This is a genomic window from Stenotrophomonas maltophilia group sp. Smal13 (assembly GCF_030236855.1).
Taxonomy (GTDB): domain Bacteria; phylum Pseudomonadota; class Gammaproteobacteria; order Xanthomonadales; family Xanthomonadaceae; genus Stenotrophomonas; species Stenotrophomonas maltophilia_A.
Map to the genome: position 1 here is coordinate 1 of NZ_JASJSQ010000021.1, position 25,873 is coordinate 25,873.

The window sequence follows — 25,873 nt, forward strand, 5'->3', positions numbered from 1 at the left end:
TGAAACAGTTCAGCAAAGAGGCGGCTGCCGCCGGCACCGCGATCGGCACTGCGTTCGCTGGCGCTGCAACCGCGCTGACGGCGATGGTGGCCAGCTCGATCAACAGCATGGACGAGCTGTCCAAGGCCGCACTGCGCTCCGGGGCAAGCACGGAGGAGTTCTCCAAGATGGCCTATGCGGCCGGCTTGGCAGACGTATCCATGGAGGCCATGCAGGGCAGTCTTGGCCGTCTCGCAAAGGCTCAGGGTGACGCCCTGAAGACCGGCAGCGAGCAGGCCAGGATCTTCGATGCACTCGGTATCAGCGTGCAGGACGCCACCGGCAGGCTGCGCCCGGCCACCGAGGTGCTCAACGACTTCGCCGATGTGTTCCAGCGGCAGCAGGGATCACCGGAGATTGTCGCCGCCGGAATGAAAGTGTTCGGGCGGAGTTTCCAGAACCTGATTCCGTTGCTGAAGGACGGCGCCGAGGGCCTGAAGGCTGCAGGTGACGAGGCGCAGGCCTTCGGCCAGGTGATCTCCACGGAGACCGGCCTGCAGGCGGAGGCGTTCAACGACAACCTGTCGCGGATGAAGATGTTCGTCACCGGTGTCGGCAATGCCGTGGCGGCCGACCTGCTACCCGACCTGGAGCGCCTGACGAACCAGTTTGTGGACAGTGCGCGCAGCGGCCAGGCCGTCGAGGAAACCGCACAGGGCATCAGCGACGTGATCCGGGTGATGGGCAGCGCCATGGAAGTGGCGATGAAGCCGATTCAGGCGCTGGATGACCTCATTCAAGGCCTGACCATCGGCATGGTCGGGTTGGCGGAAGCCGGCAAGGGCGTCATCGGCCTGGACTGGGACCGGATCAAGATCGGCTGGGATGTTGCCAACAACGGTGCTGACCTCGCCTATTACGGCCGCGACCAGGTGGGCCGGGACGGCCGAGGGGTGACGCCGGCCGTGCCGAAGGTCAACTTCATCGACCCCGCCGACCTGCTGGCGCAGGACAAGCAGGCCGTGGAGCAGCTGAGGCAGGCACGCGCCGAGGCAGACCGCCTGCGCAAGCTCGCGTTCGGCGACGCGCCCACGGGCGGCAAGGGAACCAAGAGCCGCGCCGGCGCCGTCCGCGAAGAGCAGGACGCGGTAACCAAGCTGATGGCCGACTACGACGCCCTGTATGGCAGTGGCAACGAGAAGGCCGCGGGCTTCATTGCTCAACTCGAGCGCGAGATCGCCCTGCACGGCGACGTGAGCGAGGCGGCGCGGGTCAGCTACGACATCCAGACCGGCGCCTTCGGGCAGCTGAGCGAGGCGCAGGCGGAGCTGCTGCGCAACCTGGCTGCGGTGAAGGATGCCCAGGACGATTACTCGGCCCTGTACGGCGACGGCCTGCAGAAGATGGCCGACGATACGATGGACAAGACGTCCACCATGAAGACGGTCACCGACCAGGCCGCCCGGAACATGCAGGACGCCTTCGCTGACTTCCTGTTCGATCCGTTCGAGCAAGGGTTGGGCGGGATGGTGCGCGGCTTCGCCAAGGCCATGCAGCGCATCGCTGCGGAACTGGCCGCCTCGGAAGCCATGAAGGCGATCGGCAGGTGGGCATCGGGCTACACCGGCGCAGGTGCCGGCTGGGTCAATGCGCTCGGCTCAGCTATCGGTGCGTCTGCTGGTGGCCGCGCCGGCGGTGGTCCGGTAGCGGCAGGAAGCATGTACCGCGTGGGCGAGGGCGGCCGTCCGGAGCTGTTCGACCAAGGTGGAAAGACCTACCTGATCCCCGGTGATGCCGGCTCGGTGCGTCCGATCACTGCTGGCTTGCCGGCGTCCTCGATGGGTTCGGGCGGTGGCATCACCAACCAGTTCAACACCACCCTCAACGTGACCAGCGACGGCAGCAGCAGCACACAGCAGGGCGACGGGAGCGAAGACGCACGACGGATCCAGCAGTTCTTCACCCAGATGATCAACCAGTGGGCGGTGCAGCAGTCGCGGCCTGGCGGCATGTTCCACCAGATGCGCACCGGCGGCTGATGCGTTTTGCAGGAGCGTTGCAGGACAACAAAAAACCGGCTCTCGCCGGTTTTCTTGCAACACACTGATTTTGAATGGTGGGCGGTACAGGGATCGAACCTGTGACCCTTGCCGTGTGAAGGCAATGCTCTACCGCTGAGCTAACCGCCCGGTGTGTTGCTGAGCCGCTCATTATAGGGGCTTTTCAGAGGCCGTCAACCGTTTTTCACATTCGTGTTCACAGGCATTTCGAGGGACGCCGCCGGGCATGGCCCGGCGCTACCGAGGGCGGCAATCCGCGCGCCGTTACATCGTATGGGTCGGCTTGTCCGAGCCGGTCAGGCCGGCCAGCAGGGTCTCGATCTTGTGGCGCACGCCCTCGCCTTCGGCACCGTCGGCCAGCTGCACGCCGATGCCGGCGGTGCGGTTACCCTGCGCGCCGGCCGGGGTCACCCAGATCACCTTGCCGGCCACCGGCAGGCGTTCGCTGGAATCGGGCAGGGTCAGCAACAGGAACACTTCGTCACCCAGGAAGTAGCGCTTGGGCGTGGGCACGAAGATGCCGCCGTTCTTCACGAATGGCATGTACGCGCTGTACAGCGCGGCTTTGTCCTTCACGGCCAGGGACAGGATGCCCTGGCGGGCGTTGCTGGCACTCATCGATTTCCCCTTGCGGCAGGCCGCTCGTTCACCTTGTTCCAGGCCAGCAGCAACTCGACCACGGCAAGGTCTGCACGCACCGTGGTGCGCAGCAGGTCGCGGGTGCGGTTGGCCGCATCGAACCAGGCTGCAAGCTTGTGCAATCGCTCCGGCGTGGTCAAGGCATCGGTGCTGGCCTGGGCCAGCGCCAGGTCGGCAGCGAAGCGCAGGCGCAGCGCCGCGTTGTCATCACCGCACCACTTCTGCGCCAGCTCCACCGCGCCGGTCTTGCCGGCGGCCAGCTGTTCCAGCTCGCGGCCCACTTCGCGGCGCAGGCTCAGGCCATCTTCGCGCAGCCAGTTGTCGGCCTGGCCGGGATGGCCGCGCGCTGCGTCCAGCGCTTCGCGCGCCGATGCTTCGCTGTGGCCCTGCTGCTGCAGCCAGGCCAGCGCTTCGTGCTGCGGCGGCAACTTGAATTCCAGACGTTGGCAACGGCTGCGGATGGTCTGCGGCAGGCGCGCCGGGTCGCTGCTGATCAGCCACAGGTAGCGGCCGGGCTGCGGCTCTTCCAGCGTCTTCAGCAGCGCGTTGGCCGCCGAGCGGTTGATCGCATCGGCCGGGTCGACGATCACCACCTGCGCCACGCCGTACTGCGGGGTCAGCGCCAACTTGTCGGTGATCTCGCGCACCTGCTCGATGACGATCTCGGTGCGCAGCTTGTCGCCGCTCTTGTTCGGAATGAAGCTGACCAGCTGCAGGTCAGGATGGGTGCCGGCGGCGATCAGCTGGCGCGTGCGCATGGCATGCGCGGCATCGCCGCGCGCCAGCACGTGGTCGGCCAGCGCCAGTGCCACCTCGCGTTTGCCCAGCCCGGCCGGGCCGCAGATCAGCAGGCCATGACCAAGGCGGTCGGCATCGAGCGCTGCCACGGTCTGGTCGAACGCGCGCTGCTGCCACGGAGAGAATGTGCTCATGCGCCCTCCCCGCCCTGCAGCCACCGCTCGACCTGTGCGACCACATCGGCCGCTACACGCGCCTGCACCTGGCCGGCGTCGATCAGCGCGAAGCGCTGCGGGTCCTGCTGCGCGCGGCTGCGGAACACTTCGCGCACGCGCTGGAAGAAATCATCCTGTTCGCTTTCGATGCGGTCCGGCCACAGGTCGCGGCCATTGGCGCGCGCGCGGCCTACTGCCACGTCCACGTCCAGCAGCAGGGTCAGGCCCGGCAGCAGGCCCACCGCGCGTCGTTCCAGATCGGCAATCCACTGCGGGTCGAGGCCACGGCCACCGCCCTGGTAGGCGTAGCTGGAATCGGTGAAGCGATCGCTCAGCACATAGGCGCCGCGCTGCAGCGCCGGCTGGATCACTTGGCGCACATGCTGCGCACGTGCGGCGAACACCAGCAGCAGCTCGGCTTCGGCGCTGAGCGGTTCGGCAGCAATCTCGGCATCGGGCTTCAGCACCAGGCCGCGGATGCGCTCGGCCAGCGGCGTACCGCCCGGCTCGCGGGTCAGCACCACCTCGTGGCCGTGGCTGCGCAGGCAGTCACGGATGGCATTGATAGCGGTGGTCTTGCCTGCGCCCTCGCCGCCTTCCAGGCTGACGAAACGCGGGTGGCGAAGCAGCGCGGGACTCATTGCGCCGGGGTCTCCTTGGTACGTTGCTGGCGCAGCTGCTGCAGGTAGCGGGCCACTGCGGCGTTGTGCTGGTCCAGGCTGGGCGAGAACACGTGCGCGCCACTGCCATCGCCCACGGCGACGAAGTACAGCGCGTCGCCCGCTGCGGGTTGCGCGGCTGCCATCAGCGCATCGCGGCTGGGCATGGCGATCGGGGTCGGGGTCAGGCCGGCGCGGGTATAGGTGTTGTAGGGCGTATCGGTGGTCAGGTCGCGGCGGCGGATGTTGCCGTCATACGCAGCACCGATGCCGTAGATCACGGTCGGGTCGGTCTGCAGGCGCATGCCGATCTTCAGGCGGCGCATGAACACGCCGGCGATCTGCGGGCGCTCGCTGGCCAGCGCGGTTTCCTTCTCGATGATCGAGGCCATCGTCAGCAGTTCGTAGGGCGTGTTGATCGGCAGGTCCGGCGCGCGGCTTTCCCAGGCTTCATCCAGTGCGTCCTGCATTGCAGCGTGAGCACGCTTGAGCACATCCAGATCGCTGTCGCCACGCTGGTAGACGTAGGTCTCCGGCAGGAAGCGGCCTTCCGGATGCTGGCCACCGAAGCCGAGGCGCTGCATCAACGCGGCGTCATCGAGGTTGTCGGTGGTGTGCAGCAGCGGCTCGGCGCGCTTGAGCGCGGCACGCAACTGGCGGATGTTCCAGCCTTCAATGATCGTGACGCGGTGCTGCAGCACCTTGCCGGCGCGCATGCGCAGCAGCAGATCACGCGGGGTCAGGTCGCTGCTGAGCGCGTACTCACCCACCTTCAGCTTGCCGGCCGCATCGAGCTGGCGCGCCAGCAGCTGCCACTGCGCGTCCTGGCCCTCGTCCACGCCGGCGTCGCGCAGCTTGCGCAGCACGCTGTTCATGCCATCGCCGCTGGCGATGACCACGCTCTCGGCGGACGGGGTGATCGGAGCGTCGGCGAACCGGGTCTGCTGGTAGAAGAACCATGCGCCCGCGCCGGCCACGACGGCGGCCAGCACCACCACCAGCGTTACCACGAACAGACACCCGCGCTTGGCTCCCGCCATGGACTACCTCTGAACTCGATTCCGTCGTGCAGGATACCGTGCCGGTGGATTGGGGTCATGACCGGGGTGGCGCCTGCGTGCCGACCAACGGTCGGCACCCACCGTGGGGGAATGGGGTTGCCGGCCAGCGGCCGGCACTACCGGAATACGCCTACCCCTGCTGGCCGAGCGCGCGCAGCAGGCCGCGGGCCTTGGCGCGGGTCTCGTCCAGTTCTTTGTCCGGGTCCGAGTCGACCACGATGCCGGCGCCGGTGCGGAAGCTCACCTCGTGGCCATCCACTTCGGCGGTGCGGATCAGGATGTTCAGGTCCAGGTCGCCATCGCGGTTCAGCCAACCGAACGCGCCGGTATAGGCACCGCGCGGCACTTGCTCCAGCTCGCTGATGATCTGCATGCAGCGCACCTTCGGGCAGCCGGTGATGGTGCCGCCGGGGAAGGTGGCGGCGATCACCTCGCCGGGGGTGACCTCCGGGCGCAGATGGCCGCTGACATTGCTGACGATGTGGTGCACATGGGCGTAGCTCTCCACCGTCATCAGCTCATCGACCACCACGGTGCCGGGCAGGCAGATGCGACCCAGGTCGTTGCGTTCCAGGTCGATCAGCATCACGTGCTCGGCACGCTCCTTGGGGTGACCGACCAGCTCCTGGATGCGCGCGGCATCATCATCCCCCTCGAAGCGCGGACGCGTGCCGGCAATCGGGCGGGTCTGCGCGTGGCCGGCATGCACCGACACCAGCCGTTCCGGCGAGGAACTGACCACATGGCGGCCGTGCGCGCTGAACAGGCCGGCGAACGGTGCCGGGTTGGCACGGCGCAGCTGCGCGTACAGCGCCTGCGGACTGACCGGCGCGGCGAACTGCGCGCTCCAGCGCCGCGACAGGTTCACCTGGAACACATCGCCGGCACGCAGGTACTCGATCACCCGGCGCACACCGTCGGTGAAGCGCTGCGGCGCATCCTCGCCCACCGACTGCGGCGGCTGCCAGCCCTGCCCGGCTTCGGGCAGCACGGCCGAGGCCAGTGCCACCAGCGCATCCAGCAACGCCTGCTCACCGGCTTCGGCGATGACGAAGCTGGCCTCGTTGTGGTGGTCGTGCAGCACCGCGGCCGGGCAGCGCAGCGCCAGCGCGGTCGGGCGGCCGTCCTCGCGTGCGCGCGCCGGCAGCACCGGTTCTATCTGGCTGGCCACTTCGTAGTCCAGCATCAACGCCCAACCGCCGCGGAACGGCAGGCTGTGGCTGCCGTCATGCGGCAGGCGTTCGTGCTGCCAGGCGCGGTCCAGCACCTGCAGGAAGTTGCCGGCGTGTACCGCATCGTGCTGGTCGCGCACCTGGCCATCGGCATCCAGCCGCAGGCTATCGCCCTGCGCGGCCAGCAGCAGGCTCCAGCGGCCCTGGGCGGTGCCCGAGGCGGTGGATTCCATCAGCAGCGGGAAGCGCGACGGGTCGTGCTGCTGCAGGGCCAGCAGATCGATCGGGTGCGGCAGCGGGTGGATCAGCGGTGCGTGGGTCATGGCGGCCAGTTCGGGGATTCAGATGCACGGAAGCCGCCTTGCGGCGGCCTCCTCGTGCGTAACGCACGTTCAGTCGAGCATGGCTCGACTCTACACAAGGGCGGAGTCGAGCGTGGCCCGACGCTACAACTCGGTCAGACGCGCTTGAAGATCAGCGTGCCGTTGGTGCCGCCGAAGCCAAAGCCATTGGACATCACCACGTCGACCTTGGCCTGGCGTGCTTCGTTGGGCACGTAGTCCAGGTCACAGCCTTCGCCGGGCTGCTGCAGATTGATGGTCGGCGGAATGATGTTGTCCTGCAGCGCCATCACCGAGAAGATTGCTTCCACGCCGCCGGCAGCGCCCAGCAGGTGGCCGGTCATCGACTTGGTGGAGCTGACCATCATCTTGTAGGCGTGGTCGCCGAAGGCGGTCTTCATCGCCATGGTCTCGCCCAGGTCGCCCAGCGGCGTGGAGGTGCCGTGCGCGTTGAGGTAGCCCACCTGTTCCGGGGTCACGCCGGCGTCCTTCATGGCCATGACCATGCAGCGGGCGGCGCCTTCGCCGTTCTCGCTCGGTGCGGTCATGTGGTACGCGTCGGAGCTGGCGCCGAAGCCGGCCAGTTCACAGTAGATCTTCGCACCACGCGCCTTGGCGTGTTCGTACTCTTCCAGGATCAGGATGCCGGCGCCGTCGCCCAGCACGAAGCCATCGCGGTCCTTGTCCCACGGGCGCGAAGCCTGTTCCGGGGCGTCGTTGCGGGTGCTCATGGCCTTCATCGCGCAGAAGCCACCCAGTGCGGTCGGCGACGAGCCACGTTCGGCACCACCGACCACCATCACGTCGGCATCGCCGTACTGGATCATGCGCATCGCGGTACCGATCGAATGGTTCGAGGTCGCGCATGCCGACACCGCCGAGAACGACGGGCCCTTTAGGCCGGTGATGATGCTCAGCTGGCCCGGCAGCATGTTGATGATGGTCTTGGGCACGTAGAAGGGCGAGATCTTCTTGCCCTCGTGGAACTCGATGGTCTGCTCTTCGATGCCGAGCAGGCCGCCGATGCCGGCACCGACGATGGCGCCGATGCGCTCGGCATTGGCGTCGGTGATCTCCAGGCCCGAGTCGTGCAGGGCCATGAACGAGGCACCGAGGCCGTAATGGATGAACGGGTCCATCTTCTTGGCATCCTTGCCGCTGACCCGGAACTTGCCGAACAGTTCATTGTCGGCGGTGATGTCGAATCCCTTGACCTCACCTGCAATCTTGGTGGTGAACCGATCCAGATAGGCATCAGAAACGTTGGTCAGCGGACCGATGCCCGAACGACCCTGGGTGATGCCTTCCCAGCTGCTGGCCAGATCATTGCCCAACGGCGAGACGATACCCAGGCCGGTTACGACGACGCGACGCTTCATTGCTGATTCTCCTGGCCCGGATGATTTCAACGGGCAACTCGGTTTGCTTCGGTGTGATGCTCAAACACACGGGGCCGCAACAGCGGCCCCATGGGGTGCGGTGCGCGGCGAGCGTGAGCCCGCGCGCGCACTGCCGTCTGACATCAGGCCTTGACGTGGGCCTTGATGTAGTCGATGGCGGCCTGCACGGTGCTGATCTTCTCGGCTTCTTCGTCCGGGATCTCGCACTCGAATTCTTCTTCCAGGGCCATCACCAGCTCGACGGTGTCCAGCGAGTCAGCGCCCAGGTCATCGACGAACGATGCGCTGTTGGTGACTTCTTCTTCCTTGACGCCAAGCTGTTCGACGACGATTTTCTTGACGCGTTCTTCGATGGTGCTCATGGGATCTCGCTCCAGATGGAGTTGTGGTTCAAAAGTGGTCGCCATCAAAGGCGATGGCCGTGGGATAGTGTAGTGGAAACCGGCGCGGCCTTGCATCGCAGCAAAAACCTCCGCAGATCAACCACTTGCGGCGCAATCCCTGCGCCCCTTGCTTACGGCATGTACATGCCACCGTTCACATGGAGGGTTTCGCCGGTGATGTAACCGGCAGCCGGGCCGGCCAGGAAGGCCACCGCATGGGCGATGTCTTCCGGCGAACCCAGGCGTTCGAGGGCGATGTCGTTGATCAGCGCGGTACGCGCTTCTTCCGGCAACGCCTTGGTCATGTCGGTGTCGATGAAGCCGGGTGCGACAACATTGACGGTGACACCGCGCGAACCGATTTCCTTGGCCAGCGACTTGCTGAAGCCGATGATGCCGGCCTTGGCGGCAGCGTAGTTGGCCTGGCCGGCATTGCCGGTCACGCCCACCACCGATGCGATATTGATGATGCGGCCCTTGCGCGCCTTCATCATGCCGCGCATCACCGCCTTGCTGGTGCGGAACACGCTGGTCAGGTTGGTGTCGATGATCGACGCCCAGTCCTCGTCCTTCATGCGCATCAGCAGGTTGTCGCGGGTGATGCCGGCATTGTTCACCAGGATCGAGATCGGGCCGAATTCCTTGGCAATGCCATCGAGCACGCTGTCCAGCGCGGCGGCGTCGGTGACGTTCAGCGCGCGGCCGTGGCCACCGTGGGCGGCCAGGCGCTCACCGATCGCGGCGGCGCCGGATTCAGTGGTGGCGGTGCCGATGACGGTGGCGCCCTGGGCGGCCAGCAGATCGGCGATGGCGGCACCAATGCCACGGCTGGCGCCGGTGACCAGTGCGATTTCACCCTGCAGGGGCTTGCTCATGATGTTTTCCTCAGGCTGGGACGGCCGCCGTACCCGTACCGCTTGCAGCGGCCACCGGTACGGTCGGCAGGAACAAGGGGGATCAGGCCGACCATGCCTCGCGGGCGGCTTCGAAGTCGCCTGGCGTGGCCAGCGAACGGCCGTCGATGGCCTTGTCGATGCGCTTGACCAGACCGGTCAGCACCTTGCCCGGGCCGCACTCGGCGATCCGGGTGACGCCACGGCCAGCCAGCGCCTGCACGCACCCGGTCCACTGCACCGGCTGGTACAGCTGCTGGACCAGCGCGGTACGGATCGCGTCAATGCCGTCATGCACCTTGGCGTCGACGTTCTGCACCACCGGCAGCTGCGGCGCCTGCCAGGCCAGGCCGGCCATCACTTCGGCCAGGCGGTTGGCGGCTTCGCGCATCAACGGGGTGTGCGAGGGCACGCTCACGGCCAGCTTGACCGCCTTGCGCACGCCCTTCTCGGCCAGCAGCGCCAGCGCACGGTCGACCGCGTCGGCGTCGCCACCGATCACGATCTGGCCCGGCGAATTGAAGTTGGCCGGCACCACCACCTGGCTGCCTGCGGCTTCGGCGCAGACGTCCAGCACCAGCTGGTCTTCGGCGCCGAGCACGGCGGCCATGGCACCGACGCCGGCCGGTGCGGCTTCCTGCATCAGCTGGCCGCGCAGGCGCACCAGGTGCGCACCGTCATGCAGGCTCAGCGCGCCAGCGGCAACCAGGGCGGTGTACTCGCCCAGGCTGTGACCGGCCAGCACCGACGGGCGCGGACCGCCCACGGCGTTCCAGGCGCGCCACACGCCGATGCTTGCGGCCAACAGGGCCGGCTGGGTGTATTCGGTGCGGTTGAGCATTTCCTCCGGGCCACCCTGGGACAGCGCCCACAGGTCGACGCCGGCACCATCGGATGCCTCGGTGAAGGCTTCACGCACCTGCGGGTGCAGTTCAGCCAGCTCGGCCACCATGCCCACAGACTGCGAGCCCTGGCCGGGGAAGACAAAAGCGAGGGTGGATACGGTCACGCGGTCATCCGCTTGTTGCAATCGAAGCGGGCCATGATAAGGGGGAACATGCCGTGTCGTCTGTACGTGCGCGTATGCACGCGTATGGTGGGCCAGCCGCGGAACGCCGCCGGGCATGGCCCGGCGGACGCACAGTCAGCAGAACAGCTGCAGGACATCCAGATCGCCGTCGGCGAGGAAATCCACGCACAGGCCCACCAGCATCAGCACGCCAGCGGTGCTGGCGCCATGGGCGATGAAGATGGAGTGGGCCAGCGCGCGCGCCGAGCGGCCCAGCTTCATGCAGACCCGGGCCAGGCTGCGCAGGCGGCCAGTGACCGCGTGCACGTGCTCGCGCACCGGCGCCTGCGCATCGCCCATCGCCTCGGCCATCATCGCCTGCAGGTGCTCGGGGCGGTCGGCGTAGTACTTGGCCACGCCATAGCCGAACATCAGCCAGTCGCGGGCCTGCGCTTCGGACAGATCCATCACTTCCAGCGGATCTTCCTCGAAGTCGATGAAACCGACCTTCTCGCCATCCCAGGTGAGATTGCGCGGCAACGGCTGACCGAAATAGGCGCCGCGCGCATGCGCTGCGGCAATGGCCAGCATGGCCGCCATCACCAGGCGGTCGCGACCGGCCTCGTCGGCTTCGCGCAGGCAGGTATTGAACGAACTGCCGTTGTCGCCGATCACCAGCGCAGCATGGCCGGTGCCCAGCACATCGGGCACGTTCACGCCCTGCGCCTGCAGTTCTGCAAGGCGACGGGCTTCGGTTTCGCGCGCGGCGTCACCGCCACGGTGCGGCGGCGGGCGCAGGGCATCCAGATGAAAACGACGGGCAACAAAATTGAGCAGGCCAAGGGCCAGCGCGCGGCTTCCCTTGCCGTACTGCTTCAGCCAGGCACGTTGCCCTTCGATGACGATGGGCTCAACCATGACAGGTCCTCCTTAAACGCGTTACGGCCCCAGAGGGGCCGCAACGACAAAGCTTCACGTTGTCGTAACTTGCACTATCAATAGCGCAGCAGAGCCGAACCCCACGTGAAGCCGCCGCCGAAGGCTTCCAGCAGCAGCAGCTGGCCACGTTCGACCTTGCCCGAGCGCACGGCGGCATCCAGCGCCAGCGGCACCGAGCCGGACGAGGTGTTGCCGTGCTTGTCGACGGTGACCACGACCTGGTCCATCGACATGTCCAGGCGCTTGGCGGTGGCTTCGATGATGCGCAGGTTGGCCTGGTGCGGAATCAGCCAATCCAGGTCGGACTTGTCCAGGCCGTTGGCAGCCAGAGTCTCGTCCACGACCGAGTCCAGCGCCTTGACGGCGTACTTGAACACGTCGTTGCCCTTCATGTTGATGGTGCCGCCGCCATTGGCGCCGTCCTTGAAGCCGGTCGAAACGCCAACCGGGTTCCACAGCAGCTCCTTCTTGCTGCCATCGGCATGCAGGTGGGTGCTGAGGATGCCGGTGTCTTCGTCGGCCTTGAGCACGACGGCGCCGGCGCCATCGCCGAACAGCACGCAGGTGGTGCGATCGTTCCAGTCGACCATGCGGGTCAGCGTTTCGGTGCCGATCACCAGCACGTGCCTGCAGTCGCCGGAGCGGATGAACTTGTCGGCCACGCCCAACGCGAACACGAAGCCCGAGCAGGCGGCGTTGACGTCGAAGGCGGGGCACCCGGCCACACCGAGCTTTGCCTGGATCAGGCACGCGGTGGACGGGAAAATGAGATCAGGGGTGGTCGTGCCGACCACGATCATGTCGAGCTGCGAGGCGTCGATGCCTGCGGCTTCAAGCGCGCGCAGGGCGGCGTTGTAGCCAAGGTCGCTGGTGGTTTCGCCTTCGGCCGCGATGTGCCGCTCACGAATGCCGGTGCGCGACTGGATCCACTCATCCGAGGTTTCGACCATTTTTTCCAGGTCGGCGTTGGTCAGGACTTTTTCCGGCAAATAGCTACCGGTGCCCGCGATCCTCGAGTAGATCCGCTTGCTCATCATGTTTCCTGTTGCGCGGGCCGCCGATCACCGGCACACCCGGGAAAGAAGGCAAAGGCCGCTGCCCGGGGGCAGCGGCCTTCCCGGCACATCAATCTTCTTCGACGGCCGAGGTCTTGGTCTGGATGACCTTCTTGCCGCGGTAGAAACCATCGGCAGTGATGTGGTGACGCAGGTGCACTTCGCCGGTGGTCGGGTCGGTCGACAGCTGCTTGGCGCTCAGGGCGTCATGCGCACGACGCATGCCGCGGCGGGACGGGGTGACACGGGATTTCTGCACAGCCATGGGATTGCTCCAAACTCGGTTCGTTTTGCTTCGTCGTATCGTCGCGCAGGACGCCAGCGCCCAGCACACTTTCGCTTTCGCCGCAGCCGCCGACGACAATCCGGCTGCTATTGTTTCTTCAGTGCCGCCAACGCCGCGAACGGGTTGGCCTGCTTTGTTTCTTCTTCGCTCGGCGCCCAGTCCTTGTCGACTGCTTCACCGTCGGGCGACAGCGGCACCACAGGCACCGCCAGCACCAGCTCGTCCTCGACCAGATCCAGCGGACGCAGCTGGCCGTCTTCCGGCACCAGCAACGCCTCGTACTCCTCCGGCAGGGACGATTCCTCGTCCTCGTCGCGGATCAGGCCAAGCCTCTGGGTCATCTTCACCGGCAACAGGAATCGCTGCATGCTGCGCTGACAGGTCAGCGGCAACGCGGTGTCGATGGTCAATTCCACATAGGATACCCGCAAGACGTCGTCGCGACCGAATTCAAGCGAGTAATTGCACTCACCGTCGGTATCTGCGACCAACCCCTGCAGGCGGGTCAATTCAGCCAGGGACACCTGACCGTCGAAGCGCCTTCGCGCTACAACCATCCGCCAGGCATCCAGCGTTTCGGGCACGTTCGCGGACATAAGCCGCTGAATACTAAGGATCGGGGCGGCGGCTGTCAAATGCCCGCCATGCAGGACTTGCCGCTGGCGCTGCGGACACGCCAGACTGCCGCGCCCTGCCCCGGTATTCTCGCATGTCACTGGTCCTGGCCTCCACCTCCCGCTACCGCCGCGAGCTGCTGCAGCGATTGGGCCTTGCCTTCGACTGCGCGCGCCCGGAGGTGGATGAAACCCCGTTGAATGGCGAAGCGCCGCGGGCTCTGGCCACGCGCCTGGCTGCGGCCAAGGCCGCCGAGGTGGCTGCCCGCCATCCGGGCGCCTGGGTAATCGGCTCGGACCAGGTCGCGGACCTGAACGGCCAGCCGCTGGGCAAACCCGGTACGGTCGTGGCCGCCTGTGCGCAGCTGGCAGCGATGTCCGGGCAGACCGTGCGCTTCCACACCGCCGTCTGTCTCAGCCGTGATGGAGAATCATTCACGTCCGTCGATCTGACCGAAGTCTGCTTCCGCGCACTGGAACCGGACGAGATCGCCCGCTACGTGACCACCGAGCAGCCACTGGACTGCGCCGGCAGCTTCAAATGCGAGGGCCTGGGCATCAGCCTGTTCGACGCCATCGACAACCGCGACCCGACCGCGCTGGTCGGCCTGCCGCTGATTGCGGTATGCGGATTGCTGCGCAGGGCCGGTTTCGCGGTGCCCTGAACTGTAGCGTCGAGCCCTGCCCGACTGCTTCTGCTGTAGATGGCAGGCGGCCCGGAAAAAGCAGTCGAGCATGGCTCGACCCTACAAAAGCAGAGGCCTCAACGGACCTCGAACGGCTGCTCCTGCCATTGCTCCACGCTGCCATCGCGGCCATACAGGCGCAGGCCCAGCCAATGCCTGCCCGGCGCCAGCGTGGTGGTATCCAGCGATGCGTCGAAGCCCACCGCCGGGTGCTGCGGATCGGTGCTGTCCGGCCACACGGGGCGCACGTCGAACACACGCCCATAGCGGGCGTCACCGATGGAACGGCCATCGACCAGCACTTCGACACGTGCCAGGCCGACGCCATCCTTGAACGCCCAGCCCTTGATCGCGAACGTGCCGGACACCTTCTCGCCATTGGACGGCGCATCCAGCCACGCCATCGCCGGCGTCACGCACGGCCCTTCCGCGCGCTGCACCGGCAGGCGGAACAACAGGAAGCGCTGGAACCCGTGATCACTGCTGACCACGCGTGGCGCAGGCATCGGCCCCACCTGATCGCAGATGGCGTGATAGCGCTCCAGCAGTTCGCGATAGCGCTGGTCGCTGGGTGACAGCACCAGCAGCATCGGCGCCGTGCGCTCACCCTCATGCAGCAGGCCCCACTGTGCCAGCTGCGCGGTGCGGCCATGCTTGTCATTGAGCGGATGCGGCAGCACCTCGATGTTGCCATTGCCCAGCTGGAAGCCCAGTTCGGCGCCGACCTTGAAGTTGCCGGCCAGCACGCGCGTCCCTTCCGGCATCTGCCGAAGCTCTTCATGGACCGCTACGGCCAGTGGTTGCCAGCCAGCGAAATTGCGCGGGTAGTACTTGCTGCCGGCCATCTGCTCGCGCAGTGCCGGCGTGGATGCCATCAGGTAGTAGCCGAACGCCAGCACCATGCCCGCGCCTGCCAGCCACCAGCCGGTGCGGCGCAGCCAGCGCGGCCAGCCGTTGAGCACTACCGGCACCGCCACCAGCAGTGCGAGGTAGCCCGGCAGCGGCCAATGGAAACTGATCCGCTCGACGTCAGTGAAGAAGCCAAGCACGAAAATGCCCAGTGTGGATACGCCGCCCACCAGGCCGAAATAGCGCCACTGCACGCGCGCACCGCCACCGCTCCGGGTTCCTGCCAGCGCCACCTTCCACATCGCCATGCACAGGATCGGCGTCACCAGCATCGGCTGGATCACCAGGAACCACAGCCCGCCCCATTCAAAGGCCCAGGGATGACGCTCGACCACCTGGAATTTCAGACCGGCATCGTGGTTGTCCGCATTCCACGCCAGCAGTGGCAGCCATGCCAGCACGCCCACCGCCAGTGCGACCCATACGCGCGGATCGGCCAGCATGCGCCGCCCCTGCGGCAATGCCAGCAGCGCGATGAAACCGACGCCGATGACACCGATGAAACGGTAGTGGCTGAGCGCACCGATCAGCAGGCCCAGCGCCAGCTTCATCGCCGAAGAGGCATCCACGTTGTGCAGCAGGCGCGCACCGGCGTGCAGGCAGATCACCGCCGCCAGCGCCATCGGCACGTCGGGTACCGCCAGCAGGCCCAGCGTCGCCGACAACGGCATCAACAGCGTGAGGCTGCCCGCCTGCCAACCCGCCACATTGCCGAACCAGCGCGTGGCCGTGCGCACCACCAGCAGCGGCAACAGCGCACCGATGGCCAGGAACGGCAGGCGCAGCGCAAGCACGTGATGACCGCCGAGCTCCACGCCCAGGCGGGCCAGCCAGGCGGTCAACCCGGGCAGATCCGAATAGGCCGCGGCCAGATGCTGGCCTTCCTGCCAATAGAACGCTTCGTCGACGAACAGCGGCAAGCGCGCGGCAACGATCAGCTTGGCCGCTGTGACCAGCGTCCATAACCAGAGAAATATCGTCCGTGCGCGCTGTTCGCCTTGCATTGCTCTATGGATAATCGAGTGGATTCCAGATCTGAGACGATCATGCCAGCTTCGTCCCCCAACCCCAGCATGCTAACCGATCAATTGCGTCAGGCCCTGCGGGAGGCACAGGATCAGGTGAACGCACTGGTACTGGGCAAGGTGCCGGAAGTCAGGCTGGCGTTCGTCGCATTGCTGTCCGGCGGTCACCTGCTGATTGAAGATCTGCCCGGCCTGGGCAAGACCACGCTGGCGCATGCGCTGGCCAGCAGCCTCGGCCTCAGCTTCCAGCGCGTGCAGTTCACCTCCGATCTGTTGCCCGCCGATGTGCTGGGCGTGTCGGTGTATGAAGCCGGCAGCCGTCAGTTCCAGTTCCACCCCGGCCCGGTGTTCACCCACGTACTGCTGGCCGACGAGATCAACCGCGCACCACCGCGCACGCAGAGCGCGTTGCTGGAAGCGATGGCCGAGCAACAGGTCACCCTGGATGGACAGACCCATGCCCTGCCCGATCCTTTCTTCGTGATCGCTACGCAGAACCCGGTGGATCTGTCCGGCACGTTCCCGCTGCCGGATTCGCAGCTGGACCGCTTCCTGTTGCGGCTGGCGATGGGTTACCCCAGCGCGCAGGCCGAGCGCGAGCTGCTGCGTGGCAGCGACCGTCGCGACCTGATCGCGCGTGCCGTACCGAAACTGGATGACACCCAGGTGCGCGCGCTGCGCGACGCAGTGAACCAGGTGCATGCCAGCGACGCGCTGATCGACTATGTGCAGGCGCTGCTGACCCGCAGCCGCCAGCATGCCGGTGTGCGCGTGGGCCTGTCGCCACGTGCGGGCCTGGCGCTGCTGCGCGCGGCCAAGGCACATGCACTGCTGCTGGGGCGCGGCCATGTGGTGCCCGAAGACGTGCAGACCCTGTTCGTGGCGGTGGCCGGTCACCGACTGGTGGCGGAAGCCGAATCCAGTTCGGGTCCGGCACTGGCGCGCGCGATCCTGCAGACCGTCGCGGTGGACTGAGCGTGGCCACACGCTGGGCACGCATGCAGCTGCTGGCTCGGCCACGCAGGCCCGAAGCCTTGCCGAGGCGGCTGGACCGCCATCGCATCTATGTGCTGCCCACCCGCTTCGGCCTGTTCGTTGCCACCCTGCTGACGGCCATGCTGCTGGGCGCACTGAACTACAACAACAACCCGGCGCTGCTGCTGGCCCTGCTGCTCGCGGCAGCAGCAATCGCCAGTGCCATTGCCGCGCATCTCCAGTTGTCCGGCGTGCAGATCGATGCGATCTCCGCCGAGCCGGTAGCGGCCGGGCAACCATTGCGTCTGCGCGTGGACCTCTCACTGCGTGACCCGCGTGCGCGGCACGGCCTGCATCTGCAGCTGGGTGACAGCAACGCCTGGACCTCGCTGCCTGCGCACGGCCGTGGCGAAGTGGAACTGGACGTTCCCAGCGAACGCCGTGGCTGGCTGGAACTGCCGCGCATCCGACTGTCCACCAACCAGCCGCTGGGCCTGGTGCGGGCGTGGTCGTGGGTGTGGCCGGAACAGCCGCTGCTGGTCTACCCGCTGGCCGAAGCCGTGGCGCCTGCACTGCCGGAGAGCGGCAGCGATCCGCTGCACACCCGCGCCCATGCCAGCGGCGAGGAACTGCATCAGCTACGCCCCTACCGGGCCGGCGATGCGCCGCGCAGCATTTCCTGGAAGCACTCGGCACGCCGCGACAGCCTGCTGGTGCGCGAGTACGAAAAGCCGGTCGGCATCGAAGTGATCCTCGACTGGCGCTCGTTGGCGCCGTTGGGCCATGAAGCACGCATCGCTCGATTGGCGCGCTGGGTGGATGTGGCCGAGCGCGAGGGCCGCCGCTACACCCTGCTGCTGCCTGCACACCCGCCGTTCGGGCCCGGTCAGGGCGCCAGCCACCATCACCTGTGCCTGCGCGCGCTGGCGCTGATGCCGCATGACTGAGACCCCGGCCCTGCTCGACCGCAATGCCCGCAACTGGACCCTGGCCAGCGCGGCGCTGGCCTTGTTGCCGTTGCTGCTGCAGCTGCCGCCACTGCTGGCTGGTGTGATCGCGCTGGCGGCGATCATCACCGCCGCCCTGTCGTGGCGGACAGTGTTGCCGATGCCGGTACGCCTGCTGCTGGTGCTGGGCATGCTCGGCGCCATCGTCTGGCAGATGGGCATGGTGCGCCCCGGGCGCGATACCGGTTGCGCACTGCTGGCCGCGATGCTGGCGATCAAGTCCAGCGAGCTGCGCAGCCTGCGTGATGCCCGCAGCCTGCTCGGCTTCGCGCTGTTCTCGCCCTTTGCAGCATTCCTGCTCGACCAGGGGCCGCTGACAACCGCGCTGGCCGCGCTGGCCGGGGGCAGCGCACTGATCGCGCTGCAACGCCTGGCCCAGGATGAAGGTCATGCCGGCCGCCTGCCACTGCGCGGGCAGCTGCATGGTGTCGGCCGCCTGTTGGCGATCGGCCTGCCGCTGGCATTGGCCTGCTTCTGGCTGTTCCCGCGCCTGGCCACACCACTGTGGGGTGTTCCCGAGCGCGCCGTGGGTACACCGGGGTTGTCCGACAGCATGGAGCCCGGCCAGTGGTTGGACCTGATGGCCGACGACAGCCCGGCGCTGCGCGTGCAGTTCTTCGGCACTCCACCCGAGCCGGCGCAGCGTTACTGGCGCGGCCCTGTACTGACAGCCTTCGATGGACGGCGCTGGACACGCGACCGCGCCAGCGCGCGGCGGCCTGCTGCGGTGGTTGAAGCAAGTACACAGGGCTGGGATTACCAGATCGACTACGAGCCGACCGACCGCCGCCAGCTGGTGGCGCTGGACCTGCCCAGCCGCGCGCCTGCAGGCAGCATGCTGGATGCGGACATGAGCCTGAGCAGCGAACGCCCGCTGGCCTCGCTCAGCCGCTGGCGGTTGCATTCGGCCCCTCCCCTGCGTTTCGACAGCACGCTGTCGCCCTATCTGCGCCGCGCGACGCTGCAGCTGCCAACCGGCTTCAACCCGCGCACCGCCACGTTGGCGCAGCAATGGCGACAGGAGGCTGGCAGCGATGACGAGGCCATCGTGCGCCGCGCGCTGCAGTGGATCACCACCGACTTCTCGTACACGCTGGACACCCCTGCGGCGGGACGCGACCCGATCGACGAGTTCCTGTTCGGCTACAAGGCCGGCTTCTGTGAACACTTCAGCTCGGCCTTCGTGGTGCTGATGCGCAACGCCGGCGTCCCGGCGCGGGTGGTGACCGGTTTCGCCGGCGGCACCCGCAACCGCATCGGCGACTACTGGGTAGTGCGGCGAATGGATGCCCACGCCTGGGCCGAGGTGTGGCTGCCGCAGCGCGGCTGGGTCCGGGTCGACCCGACCGCAGCCGTGGCACCGGAACGCATCCTGGACACACTGGATGACCGCCTGCAGGCCGGCACGGACACGCCACTGCAGCAGCGTTGGCTGCAGCTGGGCCAGCTGGGCGACTGGCTGCGCCGCGGCTGGAACGACCTGGTGCTGTCGTTCGATGCGCGCCGCCAGCAACAGCTGCTCAAGCCGTTCGGGCTGGACGATCTGGGCCCCGGGCAGCTGGTCGCTGGCTTCGTGGTGGCCGCACTGCTGGCGCTGGCGTGGATGGCCTGGCTGCTGGCCCGTGGCGAGCGCGAACGCGACCCTCTGCTGCGCGCCTGGCACCGGCTCGGACGGCGCTACGCCCGCCTCGGTCTGGCCCGTGAACCGCACGAAACCGCCCAGGACTGGGCACAGCGCGTACACCGGCAGCGTCCTGACCCGGCCCTGCTCGCGCTCAGCCAGCGTTTCGCTGATGCGCGTTACGCTGGAACTTGCACCGACCTCGCTTCATTATTGCGGGACCTGCGCAGGCATCGCCCGACTTCCGGAGCCTCCCCATGAACACCAAGTTCCTTCTCACCGCTGTGGCCACGCTGGCCCTGTCGGCCTGCGCCACGGCCCCCAAGCCGCTGCAGGGACAGTTCAGCCTGGTCTCCCCTCGCGATTCAGTCGCTACCCAGCAGGTCGGCACGCCGGTCCGTTGGGGCGGTCGCATCATCGAAACCAAGCCCGGCCAAGGCGAGACCTGCTTCCAGATCATCTCGCGCCCGCTCAATGGCAGTGGCCGCCCGAACACCACTTCGTCCGATGCCAGCGACGGTCGTTTCATCGCCTGCCGTGCCGGCTTCTACGACCCGGCGGTGTTCGAAGCCGGTCGTGACGTGACCTTCATCGGCAAGATCGACGGCTACCAGAACACCCGCATCGGCGAATACGACTACCGCCTGCCGAAGCTGTCGGCCGATGTGATCTACCTGTGGCCGGAACAGCGTCAGGTCGACGTGGTGCCCTATCCCTATGGCCCGTGGGGCCCGAGCCCGTACGGCCCGTACTGGGGCGGCTATGGTCGCTGGGGCTGGTGGTGATCATCACCGCACAGGCATGACGGAAAAGGCCGCCCTCGGGCGGCCTTTTCCATCCACGCCGGGATACGGTAGATCCACGCCATGCGTGGATAGGGGCTTCAACGCCCCGGGGTACCGAAGTGCCCCAGCGGCGCACCGGCCAGCAGGTGCATGTGGATATGGAACACGGTCTGCCCGGCATCCTCGCGGCAGTTCATCACGATGCGGTAGCCGTCCTGAGCAAAGCCCTCGCGGCGCGCGTACTCGGCGGCAGCCAGCGCCAGCTTGCCGATCAGGTGCGCCTGCGACGGCTGCAGGTCATCCAGGGTCGGAATGATCTCGTTCTTCGGAATGAACAGCACGTGCACCGGCGCCTGCGGTGCGATGTCCTTGAAGCCCAGCACCTCGTCATCCTCGTAGACGATGGTGGCCGGGATCTCGCGACGGATGATCTTGCTGAAGAGGGTTTCGTTGCTCATGATCGGCCTCGGCGGGTATGTCGTCCGCATTGTAGGCCGCCCGCGCCCGGCCATGCCGGCCGTTGCTCAATCGCGGAATTCGCTGCGCGTCCCGAACGCGTGCGACAGCGTGCCACGATCGACGTATTCCAGTTCACCGCCCAGCGGCAGGCCCTGCGCCAGGCGGCTGGGCTGCACCTTGCGTGCGCGCGCCAGCTGCGCCAGGTAATGCGCGGTGGCCTCCCCCTCCACAGTGGCGCTGGTGGCGATGATCAGCTCCTGCACCTCGCCTTCGGCCAGCCGCCGCTCCAATTGCTCCAGGCCCAGCTCGCGCGGGCCGATGCCATCGAGCGGCGACAGCCGCCCCTGCAGCACGAAGTAGACACCGCGGAAACCTGTGGCGTTTTCGATGGCCAGGCGGTCGGCCGGCGATTCGACCACGCACAGCTGGCTGCGTTCGCGGCTGCTGTTGGCACAGGTCGGGCACAACTCGGTTTCGCTGAAGTCGCGGCATTGCGCGCAGTGGCCGATGCGCTCCACCGCCAGCGCCAGGGTTTCGGCCAGGCGCTGGCCACCTTCGCGCTCGCGCTCGAGCAGGTGGTAGGCCATGCGCTGCGCCGTCTTCTGGCCCACGCCAGGCAGCACCCGCAGTGCGTCGATCAATTGTTCAAGCAGGGGTGCGGACACGGCGGCAGGCTTTCATTGCGTCGAGCAGGCTCGACGGCTGTTTGTAGAGTCGAGCCATGCTCGACTGAAGGTTGGAGCAGTCGAGCAAGCTCGACTCTACGGGATCCGTGGCACCCGGTTACACGGGTGCCACGCTGAAGATCAGAACGGCAGCTTCATGCCCGGCGGCAGCTGCATGCCGGCGGTGGCCGAACCCATCTTCGACTTCGACTCGGCATCGATCTTGTTCGAGGCATCGTTGAAGGCGGCGGCGATCAGGTCTTCCAGCATCTCCGGGTCGCTGGCCAACGACGGGTCGATGCGCACCTTGCGGCATTCCTTGGCGCCGGTCAGGGTCACGCTGACCATGCCGCCACCGGCGCTGCCGGTCACTTCGATCTTGGCGATTTCTTCCTGGGCCTTCTGCAGGTTTTCCTGCATCTTCTGGGCCTGCTGCATCAGTTGGGCGATGTTGCCGCGCATAGTGTCTTACTCGTCAAAAGAACGGATGGAATCGGAAACAACCCGGGCGCCGTGCTGTTGGATCAGCACCTGCACTTCCGGATCGTCCATGAAAACAGCCTCTGCCACCTGCTGCCGCTCGCCACGCTGGCGATCGGCACGCTGGTGCAGGGTCTCGGCCGGAACGTGTTCGGTTTCCACGGTCTCGACCACGATCTTCGGCGCTTGGCCGAGGGCCTTCTCCAGCATCTCGCCCAGGGCGGCCAGCGCGCGCTCCGAGCGCAGATATTCAAATCCGGGCGAAAGACCCAGTTTCAAGGTCCCGTGCTGGCAACTGATGAAGGCGGCGTTGGCGGCCAACTGCCGCGACGGGCCGCTCAGGCCACTGTTGGCGACCAGATCCAGCCAATCCTCGGCGCTGGCCAGATCGCTGACACCTTCCTGCGGCACGGCATCACGTGCCGGGGCCGGCTCAGCCGGCGCGATGGCAATGCCTTCAGTGCGGAACGGGCGCTCGGGCGGCGCAGGCTCGCTGGGAGCCGCGACGGGAGCTGGCGGTTCATGCCAGGGCGCCACCATGGCGGCGTCCGGCCCAGCCATCTCGGCCGCCAGCGCCTCGTCACGCGCCTCGGCTTCGTCGGTGGCCCACGGCGGCAGGTCGTCGCCCGCTTCGGCTTCAACGGATGCCGGTGCCGCTGCTTCGGCCTTCACCGGCGGCGGTGACACGGGCTCTTCCACCGGAACCGGCTCGGGCTCCGGGGTCGGGTCCGGTTCGGGTCGTGGGGCCGGCTCAGGTTCGGGTTCAGGTTCGCGCGGCGCGGCCTGCGCCGGAGCGGCCACCTGCGCTACTACGGCCGGGCTTGCCGAAGTGGCGGCAGCAACCGGTGTCGCTTCGTGGGTACCCGTACCGCTGCCACCACCGGCAGCATTGCCACCCGGCGCATTGCCTGCACCGTCCACCGACTTCGGCACCGGCGGGACCGCCGCGGCCGGGCGGAACGCCAGCATGCGCAGCACAGCCATTTCAAAGCCCGCGCGCGGGCTAGGCGCCAGCGGCAGGTCACGACGGCCGTTCAAGGCCATCTGATACCAGAGCTGCACCACTTCCGGACGCAGGCGTTCGGCGAACACCGTCGCATCCAGGCCTTCGGCAGCCGCTGCGGCACCCGGTACCAGCTGCTGCACCTGGATGCGATGCAGGCCTTCGGCCAGCGCTTCCAGTACGCCGCTCCAGTCCGGCGAGAACTCCGCCAGCGCAGCCACCACCTGCAACAGGCGCGGACCATCGCCTTCGGCCAGCGCATCGAGCATCGCTGCCACCTGGGTGCGGTCGACCGTGCCCAGCATGGTGCGCACCACGTCCTCGCGCAGCGCGCCGCCGGCGTAGGCGATCGCCTGGTCCAGCAGCGACAGGCCGTCACGCAGGCTGCCGTCGGCGGCCTTGGCCAGCTGCACGATGGCGCTGCCGTCGGCCTCGATTTCCTCAGCCGCCAGGATGCGGGTCATCTGGCCCTGGATCTGATCCTCGTCCAGGCGCTTGAGGTTGAACTGCAGGCAGCGGCTGAGCACGGTGACCGGCAGCTTCTGCGGGTCGGTGGTGGCCAGCAGGAACTTCACATGTTCCGGCGGCTCTTCCAGCGTCTTCAGCAGCGCGTTGAACGCCGCCTTGGACAGCATGTGCACTTCGTCGATCAGGTAGACCTTGTACTTGCCACGCGAGGGCATGTACTGCGCGTTCTCGATCACCTCGCGCACGTCATCCACACCGGTGTTGGACGCGGCGTCGATTTCCAGCAGGTCGATGTAGCGGCCGGCGTCGATGTCCAGGCAGGCCGCGCACTGGCCGCATGGGTCTGCGCTGGTGCCCTGCTCGCAGTTGAGCGACTTGGCGAAGATGCGCGCGATCGTGGTCTTGCCCACGCCGCGGGTACCGGTGAACAGGAACGCATGGTGGACCCGGCCGCTGTCCAGCGCGTTGCTGAGCGCACGGACCACGTGTTCCTGGCCCACCAGCTCGGCAAAACGCTTCGGACGCCACTTGCGGGCAAGGACGAGATAGGACATCAGGCCACCGTTTTCCATCGGATGTTCCATTGTGCCATGCCTGTCCAGCCCCCTCGCCTCCGGCACCTCCTTCGCAGGTTCCTGACCGGGGTGCTTGTGAAGTGCCGCGCAGCCCGCTAGAATCTGCGCCCCTGCTGAGGCGTTTGCCGATGGCAGGGATCCGGAGAGGTGTCCGAGTGGTTGAAGGAGCACGCCTGGAAAGTGTGTAAGCGTCTAAACCGCGCTTCGGGGGTTCGAATCCCCCTCTCTCCGCCAGACAAACGCAAAAGGGCCGCCCACAGGGTGGCCCTTTTGCGTTTGTCTGGCGGATGGGATGGGTGGTGAGAAGCCACGCCGGGGTTCGACGGTTCTGCAGGAGCAGAACCGGACCGCCGCAGGCGGGTCCCGAGGCGCAACGCGCATCGGGATCGGGTGCATGGATGCACACGACAATCCCCCTCTCTCCGCCCCTGTCGGGGCAGCCCCTCAACAGAGGGGCTTGTTCCTCCAGCTGCATCAGTAGATCCACGCCATGCGTGGATGCTTCTGGTCGCCTTCCGCACGCTCTGGGCACCCCAAAACAAAACTGAACGAAACCTGAAAATTCGCTATCGTAGGCGCCTTCATCCGACGCCTACCCATCGCCCATGAGTTCGACCGAGAGCGCTCACGTCGCTTGCGAGAACTGCGACACCGCCCTGCAGGGCCACTACTGCCATCGCTGCGGGCAATCGGCGCACAACCCGCTCAAGCACGTGGGCCACGCCATTGAAGAAGTGTTCGAATCCTTCTGGCACCTGGACGGGCGCATCTTCCGCACGCTGCGCGATCTCTGGGTTCCCGGCCGCATCACGCAGAACTACCTCAAGGGCCGCCGGGTCGGATACGTGCAGCCTTTGCGGCTGTTCGTCATCCTCACCCTGTTTACGTTCTTCATCGGCAAACTGTTCGTGCACGTCGACGACATCCGCATGGGCGGAGGCGATTCGCTGTATGCCAAGTCCAACACCGTTGAACAGGTCGAGGCCGCACGCGCGAAACAGCTCGCGACGATCGATCGCCAGCAGGCCAACTCACCCGCTACCGGCAACGCCGGCTTCGCCATGGCCAGAGCGGCGGTGAATGCGGCAGCCGCACAGCGCAAAGCCGAGCTCACCGGCACCAGCAAGGAGGTCGCCACAACCGAGCCCGGCACCTTCTTCAACCACACCGTCAACGGCAAACCGTGGGACGCTGACACCAACCCCATCGTGGTGGCCGGCTGGCCCCGGTTCGCCAACAACTGGCTCAACAAGCGCCTGCACAACGGCAACGCCAACATCCAGCGCATGGGGGGCAAGACCGATCTGTACATGCAGGCGATCCTGACCGCATTGCCCGGTGCCCTGTTCTTCCTGATGCCGGTGTTCGCGCTGGTTCTGCGCATCGCCTACGTGCCACGGCAGATGGGGTATCTGGAACATCTGGTGGTGGCGCTGTACAGCCACTGCTGGTTGATGATGGTGCTGCTGGCAACCTTCCTCATCGCCGGCATCAGCAGCGCGCTCGCATCCCCCGCCTTCGCCGCCGCCAGCCAATGGCTGTATGCCCTGCTGTGGCTGGCGGTCCCGGTCTATCTGCTGTGGATGCAGCAACGCGTGTATGGCGGCAACAAGGCGCTGACCGTGTTGCGCTACCTTGCCATCGGCGGCGTCTACCTGTTTCTGGTGAGCTTCGTGGTGATGTATGCGGTGCTGGCGGGAATCTCGGCCTGAGGGATACACGCACGGCATCCGGCCCATGAATCCACGTGTAGCGTGGATCTACTGACGATC

At 66.9% G+C, this 25,873-nt stretch carries 24 protein-coding genes, 2 tRNA genes and 1 pseudogene; 8 read left to right on the forward strand and 19 right to left on the reverse strand.

Annotated features, from left to right (window positions below):
• Nucleotides 1-2,018 (forward strand): annotated as a pseudogene (locus QRO95_RS09480) (hypothetical protein); the annotation flags it as partial.
• 75 nt (nt 2,019-2,093) lie between these two features.
• Here the strand turns inward: QRO95_RS09480 and QRO95_RS09485 are convergent.
• The 14 genes from QRO95_RS09485 to QRO95_RS09550 form a co-directional block, all read right to left on the reverse strand.
• Nucleotides 2,094-2,168 (reverse strand) — tRNA-Val (locus QRO95_RS09485).
• A 135-nt stretch (nt 2,169-2,303) separates the two neighbouring features.
• Nucleotides 2,304-2,657, reverse strand: a complete 354-nt coding sequence (locus tag QRO95_RS09490) for a PilZ domain-containing protein (protein WP_005412452.1) — start codon at nt 2,655-2,657, stop codon at nt 2,304-2,306.
• Entirely contained in the window at nt 2,654-3,610 is a 957-nt protein-coding gene (locus QRO95_RS09495; protein ID WP_164079917.1) for a DNA polymerase III subunit delta', read from the reverse strand. Before QRO95_RS09495 ends, QRO95_RS09490 begins: the two co-directional genes overlap by 4 nt.
• On the reverse strand, nt 3,607-4,272 hold the full coding sequence (tmk, locus tag QRO95_RS09500; protein WP_032127760.1) for a dTMP kinase: 666 nt from the start codon (nt 4,270-4,272) through the stop codon (nt 3,607-3,609). The genes QRO95_RS09495 and tmk overlap by 4 nt, the downstream gene beginning before the upstream one ends.
• Nucleotides 4,269-5,330: an endolytic transglycosylase MltG gene (gene mltG / locus QRO95_RS09505; protein ID WP_049400647.1), complete on the reverse strand. Its 1,062-nt coding sequence runs from the start codon at nt 5,328-5,330 to the stop codon at nt 4,269-4,271. Before mltG ends, tmk begins: the two co-directional genes overlap by 4 nt.
• A 151-nt stretch (nt 5,331-5,481) precedes the next feature.
• Entirely contained in the window at nt 5,482-6,846 is a 1,365-nt protein-coding gene (locus tag QRO95_RS09510; RefSeq protein ID WP_285302412.1) for an aminodeoxychorismate synthase component I, read from the reverse strand.
• A gap of 134 nt (nt 6,847-6,980) precedes the next feature.
• A complete protein-coding gene (gene fabF, locus QRO95_RS09515) occupies nt 6,981-8,243 on the reverse strand; it encodes a beta-ketoacyl-ACP synthase II (RefSeq protein WP_049400645.1) in 1,263 nt (420 codons plus the stop codon).
• A gap of 143 nt (nt 8,244-8,386) precedes the next feature.
• Complete coding sequence (acpP, locus tag QRO95_RS09520; RefSeq protein ID WP_005415509.1) at nt 8,387-8,626, reverse strand: acyl carrier protein; 240 nt, start codon at nt 8,624-8,626, stop codon at nt 8,387-8,389.
• A gap of 152 nt (nt 8,627-8,778) precedes the next feature.
• Nucleotides 8,779-9,522 carry a 3-oxoacyl-ACP reductase FabG gene (fabG, locus tag QRO95_RS09525; RefSeq protein ID WP_004146899.1) on the reverse strand — a complete coding sequence of 248 codons (744 nt, stop codon included), beginning with the start codon at nt 9,520-9,522 and terminating at the stop codon, nt 8,779-8,781.
• 82 nt (nt 9,523-9,604) lie between these two features.
• The gene (fabD, locus tag QRO95_RS09530; protein WP_032127764.1) at nt 9,605-10,549 is read right to left on the reverse strand and encodes an ACP S-malonyltransferase; all 945 of its coding nucleotides are present in this window, start codon (nt 10,547-10,549) and stop codon (nt 9,605-9,607) included.
• Nucleotides 10,550-10,684: 135 nt separating this feature from the next.
• Complete coding sequence (locus QRO95_RS09535; RefSeq protein ID WP_032127765.1) at nt 10,685-11,467, reverse strand: hypothetical protein; 783 nt, start codon at nt 11,465-11,467, stop codon at nt 10,685-10,687.
• A 77-nt stretch (nt 11,468-11,544) separates the two neighbouring features.
• Nucleotides 11,545-12,522: a beta-ketoacyl-ACP synthase III gene (locus QRO95_RS09540; protein WP_032127766.1), complete on the reverse strand. Its 978-nt coding sequence runs from the start codon at nt 12,520-12,522 to the stop codon at nt 11,545-11,547.
• Between the two features lie 91 nt (nt 12,523-12,613).
• Entirely contained in the window at nt 12,614-12,808 is a 195-nt protein-coding gene (gene rpmF, locus QRO95_RS09545) for a 50S ribosomal protein L32 (protein WP_004154640.1), read from the reverse strand.
• 107 nt (nt 12,809-12,915) lie between these two features.
• Entirely contained in the window at nt 12,916-13,425 is a 510-nt protein-coding gene (locus QRO95_RS09550; RefSeq protein ID WP_032127767.1) for a YceD family protein, read from the reverse strand.
• 113 nt (nt 13,426-13,538) lie between these two features.
• Here QRO95_RS09550 and QRO95_RS09555 point away from each other — a divergent pair, with 113 nt between their 5' ends.
• Complete coding sequence (locus QRO95_RS09555; protein WP_285302418.1) at nt 13,539-14,108, forward strand: nucleoside triphosphate pyrophosphatase; 570 nt, start codon at nt 13,539-13,541, stop codon at nt 14,106-14,108.
• Between the two features lie 98 nt (nt 14,109-14,206).
• On the opposite strand, the gene QRO95_RS09560 is transcribed toward QRO95_RS09555, so the two are convergent.
• Entirely contained in the window at nt 14,207-16,042 is a 1,836-nt protein-coding gene (locus QRO95_RS09560) for a glycosyltransferase family 39 protein (protein ID WP_032127769.1), read from the reverse strand.
• 42 nt (nt 16,043-16,084) lie between these two features.
• Here QRO95_RS09560 and QRO95_RS09565 point away from each other — a divergent pair, with 42 nt between their 5' ends.
• Genes QRO95_RS09565 through QRO95_RS09580 form a run of 4 tightly spaced genes read left to right on the forward strand, consistent with a single transcriptional unit; the run spans nt 16,085 to nt 20,451 of the window.
• Complete coding sequence (locus QRO95_RS09565; RefSeq protein ID WP_032127770.1) at nt 16,085-17,038, forward strand: MoxR family ATPase; 954 nt, start codon at nt 16,085-16,087, stop codon at nt 17,036-17,038.
• A 23-nt stretch (nt 17,039-17,061) separates the two neighbouring features.
• Nucleotides 17,062-17,985 carry a DUF58 domain-containing protein gene (locus tag QRO95_RS09570; RefSeq protein WP_285302432.1) on the forward strand — a complete coding sequence of 308 codons (924 nt, stop codon included), beginning with the start codon at nt 17,062-17,064 and terminating at the stop codon, nt 17,983-17,985.
• On the forward strand, nt 17,978-19,927 hold the full coding sequence (locus QRO95_RS09575; protein ID WP_149908909.1) for a DUF3488 and transglutaminase-like domain-containing protein: 1,950 nt from the start codon (nt 17,978-17,980) through the stop codon (nt 19,925-19,927). Before QRO95_RS09570 ends, QRO95_RS09575 begins: the two co-directional genes overlap by 8 nt.
• The gene (locus QRO95_RS09580) at nt 19,924-20,451 is read left to right on the forward strand and encodes a Slp family lipoprotein (RefSeq protein ID WP_032127773.1); all 528 of its coding nucleotides are present in this window, start codon (nt 19,924-19,926) and stop codon (nt 20,449-20,451) included. Before QRO95_RS09575 ends, QRO95_RS09580 begins: the two co-directional genes overlap by 4 nt.
• A 98-nt stretch (nt 20,452-20,549) precedes the next feature.
• Here the strand turns inward: QRO95_RS09580 and QRO95_RS09585 are convergent, their stop codons facing one another.
• The 4 genes from QRO95_RS09585 to dnaX form a co-directional block, all read right to left on the reverse strand.
• Nucleotides 20,550-20,909 carry a histidine triad nucleotide-binding protein gene (locus QRO95_RS09585; RefSeq protein ID WP_014646179.1) on the reverse strand — a complete coding sequence of 120 codons (360 nt, stop codon included), beginning with the start codon at nt 20,907-20,909 and terminating at the stop codon, nt 20,550-20,552.
• Between the two features lie 66 nt (nt 20,910-20,975).
• Complete coding sequence (recR, locus tag QRO95_RS09590) at nt 20,976-21,575, reverse strand: recombination mediator RecR (protein ID WP_032127775.1); 600 nt, start codon at nt 21,573-21,575, stop codon at nt 20,976-20,978.
• A gap of 141 nt (nt 21,576-21,716) precedes the next feature.
• Nucleotides 21,717-22,037, reverse strand: a complete 321-nt coding sequence (locus tag QRO95_RS09595; RefSeq protein WP_004154630.1) for a YbaB/EbfC family nucleoid-associated protein — start codon at nt 22,035-22,037, stop codon at nt 21,717-21,719.
• 6 nt (nt 22,038-22,043) lie between these two features.
• Complete coding sequence (dnaX, locus tag QRO95_RS09600) at nt 22,044-24,080, reverse strand: DNA polymerase III subunit gamma/tau (RefSeq protein WP_183080197.1); 2,037 nt, start codon at nt 24,078-24,080, stop codon at nt 22,044-22,046.
• A gap of 162 nt (nt 24,081-24,242) precedes the next feature.
• Between dnaX and QRO95_RS09605 the strand changes: the two genes are divergently transcribed.
• Both QRO95_RS09605 and QRO95_RS09610 read left to right on the forward strand, forming a co-directional pair.
• A tRNA-Ser gene (locus tag QRO95_RS09605) sits at nt 24,243-24,335 on the forward strand.
• Between the two features lie 371 nt (nt 24,336-24,706).
• On the forward strand, nt 24,707-25,813 hold the full coding sequence (locus QRO95_RS09610) for a DUF3667 domain-containing protein (protein ID WP_285302422.1): 1,107 nt from the start codon (nt 24,707-24,709) through the stop codon (nt 25,811-25,813).
• Nucleotides 25,814-25,873 lie beyond the last annotated feature (60 nt).

What these genes read in the sequence shown, in the direction of transcription:
- QRO95_RS09490 (WP_005412452.1), bottom strand. Translation starts at nt 2,657, where the DNA reads ATGAGTGCCAGCAACGCCCGCCAGGGCATCCTGTCCCTGGCCGTGAAG.
- QRO95_RS09495 (WP_164079917.1), bottom strand. Translation starts at nt 3,610, where the DNA reads ATGAGCACATTCTCTCCGTGGCAGCAGCGCGCGTTCGACCAGACCGTG.
- tmk (WP_032127760.1), bottom strand. Translation starts at nt 4,272, where the DNA reads ATGAGTCCCGCGCTGCTTCGCCACCCGCGTTTCGTCAGCCTGGAAGGC.
- mltG (WP_049400647.1), bottom strand. Translation starts at nt 5,330, where the DNA reads ATGGCGGGAGCCAAGCGCGGGTGTCTGTTCGTGGTAACGCTGGTGGTG.
- QRO95_RS09510 (WP_285302412.1), bottom strand. Translation starts at nt 6,846, where the DNA reads ATGACCCACGCACCGCTGATCCACCCGCTGCCGCACCCGATCGATCTG.
- fabF (WP_049400645.1), bottom strand. Translation starts at nt 8,243, where the DNA reads ATGAAGCGTCGCGTCGTCGTAACCGGCCTGGGTATCGTCTCGCCGTTG.
- acpP (WP_005415509.1), bottom strand. Translation starts at nt 8,626, where the DNA reads ATGAGCACCATCGAAGAACGCGTCAAGAAAATCGTCGTCGAACAGCTT.
- fabG (WP_004146899.1), bottom strand. Translation starts at nt 9,522, where the DNA reads ATGAGCAAGCCCCTGCAGGGTGAAATCGCACTGGTCACCGGCGCCAGC.
- QRO95_RS09535 (WP_032127765.1), bottom strand. Translation starts at nt 11,467, where the DNA reads ATGGTTGAGCCCATCGTCATCGAAGGGCAACGTGCCTGGCTGAAGCAG.
- QRO95_RS09540 (WP_032127766.1), bottom strand. Translation starts at nt 12,522, where the DNA reads ATGAGCAAGCGGATCTACTCGAGGATCGCGGGCACCGGTAGCTATTTG.
- rpmF (WP_004154640.1), bottom strand. Translation starts at nt 12,808, where the DNA reads ATGGCTGTGCAGAAATCCCGTGTCACCCCGTCCCGCCGCGGCATGCGT.
- QRO95_RS09550 (WP_032127767.1), bottom strand. Translation starts at nt 13,425, where the DNA reads ATGTCCGCGAACGTGCCCGAAACGCTGGATGCCTGGCGGATGGTTGTA.
- QRO95_RS09555 (WP_285302418.1), top strand. Translation starts at nt 13,539, where the DNA reads ATGTCACTGGTCCTGGCCTCCACCTCCCGCTACCGCCGCGAGCTGCTG.
- QRO95_RS09560 (WP_032127769.1), bottom strand. Translation starts at nt 16,042, where the DNA reads ATGCAAGGCGAACAGCGCGCACGGACGATATTTCTCTGGTTATGGACG.
- QRO95_RS09565 (WP_032127770.1), top strand. Translation starts at nt 16,085, where the DNA reads ATGCCAGCTTCGTCCCCCAACCCCAGCATGCTAACCGATCAATTGCGT.
- QRO95_RS09570 (WP_285302432.1), top strand. Translation starts at nt 17,062, where the DNA reads ATGCAGCTGCTGGCTCGGCCACGCAGGCCCGAAGCCTTGCCGAGGCGG.
- QRO95_RS09575 (WP_149908909.1), top strand. Translation starts at nt 17,978, where the DNA reads ATGACTGAGACCCCGGCCCTGCTCGACCGCAATGCCCGCAACTGGACC.
- QRO95_RS09580 (WP_032127773.1), top strand. Translation starts at nt 19,924, where the DNA reads ATGAACACCAAGTTCCTTCTCACCGCTGTGGCCACGCTGGCCCTGTCG.
- QRO95_RS09585 (WP_014646179.1), bottom strand. Translation starts at nt 20,909, where the DNA reads ATGAGCAACGAAACCCTCTTCAGCAAGATCATCCGTCGCGAGATCCCG.
- QRO95_RS09595 (WP_004154630.1), bottom strand. Translation starts at nt 22,037, where the DNA reads ATGCGCGGCAACATCGCCCAACTGATGCAGCAGGCCCAGAAGATGCAG.
- dnaX (WP_183080197.1), bottom strand. Translation starts at nt 24,080, where the DNA reads ATGTCCTATCTCGTCCTTGCCCGCAAGTGGCGTCCGAAGCGTTTTGCC.
- QRO95_RS09610 (WP_285302422.1), top strand. Translation starts at nt 24,707, where the DNA reads ATGAGTTCGACCGAGAGCGCTCACGTCGCTTGCGAGAACTGCGACACC.